Source organism: Pseudomonas sp. FW305-28, assembly GCF_017351395.1.
Classification (GTDB): Bacteria; Pseudomonadota; Gammaproteobacteria; order Pseudomonadales; family Pseudomonadaceae; genus Aquipseudomonas; species Aquipseudomonas fluorescens_AA.
Map to the genome: position 1 here is coordinate 1 of NZ_JACNDD010000305.1, position 825 is coordinate 825.

The 825-nt window shown below is 63.2% G+C and carries 2 protein-coding genes; both read right to left on the reverse strand.

The window, feature by feature from the left end; genetic code table 11:
- Positions 1-4: 4 nt before the first annotated feature.
- Complete coding sequence (gene pqqD, locus J4E53_RS30535) at positions 5-280, reverse strand: pyrroloquinoline quinone biosynthesis peptide chaperone PqqD (protein ID WP_060743025.1); 276 nt, start codon at positions 278-280, stop codon at positions 5-7.
- A partial coding sequence (gene pqqC / locus J4E53_RS30540; protein ID WP_207268295.1) for a pyrroloquinoline-quinone synthase PqqC occupies positions 277-825 on the reverse strand: 549 nt, incomplete at its 5' end. The genes pqqD and pqqC, both read right to left, overlap by 4 nt.

Here is an 825-nt window from a genome sequence, read left to right on the forward strand (position 1 = left end):
GGTGTCAGGCAAGTTCGATCCAGTGCTGTGCACGGGCGACCTCCATGAATTGCTCGATGTCGTCACCAAGTTCCGGCACGTCGGGAAACTGCTTGGCCAACTCGTCGATGATGGTCGCGACATCCCGTTCGCCGTCGATCAGGCCACCGATCAGCGCAGCGCTGTCGTTCAACTTGATCATGCCTTCAGGATAGAGCAGCACGTGGCCTTTCTGGGCCGGTTCGTACTGGAAACGATAGCCGGGGCGCCAGCGCGGGGTTTGGCTGCGGTCGAAACTCATAAGGTAATTCCTTTGTGCCAAACCCGTTGGTCGGTCACGCTGTGATAGGGCGGGCGATTCAATTCGTAGGCCATGCTCATGGCGTCGAGCATGCTCCAGAGGATGTCCAGCTTGAACTGGAGAATCTCCAACATGCGTTCCTGCCCTGCGCGGGTGGTGTAGTGCTGCAAGGTGATCGCCAAGCCATGCTCCACATCGCGCCGGGCCTGGCCCAGGCGGGTGCGGAAGTATTCATAGCCGGCCGGGTCGATCCACGGGTAATGCTGGGGCCAACTGTCCAGGCGCGACTGGTGGATCTGCGGGGCGAACAGTTCGGTCAGCGAGCTGCTGGCGGCCTCTTGCCAACTGGCCCGACGGGCGAAGTTGACATAGGCGTCCACCGCGAAGCGCACACCCGGCAACACCAGTTCCTGGGAGCGCAGTTGGTCGGGGTCCAGGCCCACCGCCTGGCCCAGCCGCAGCCAGGCTTCGATGCCGCCGTCTTCGCCGGGCGCGCCGTCATGGTCGAGCAGGCGCTGGATCCACTCGCGACGGATTTCCCGGTC

Coding starts and splice junctions, on each gene's coding strand:
- pqqD (WP_060743025.1), bottom strand. CDS start 280: ATGAGTTTCGACCGCAGCCAAACCCCGCGCTGGCGCCCCGGCTATCGT.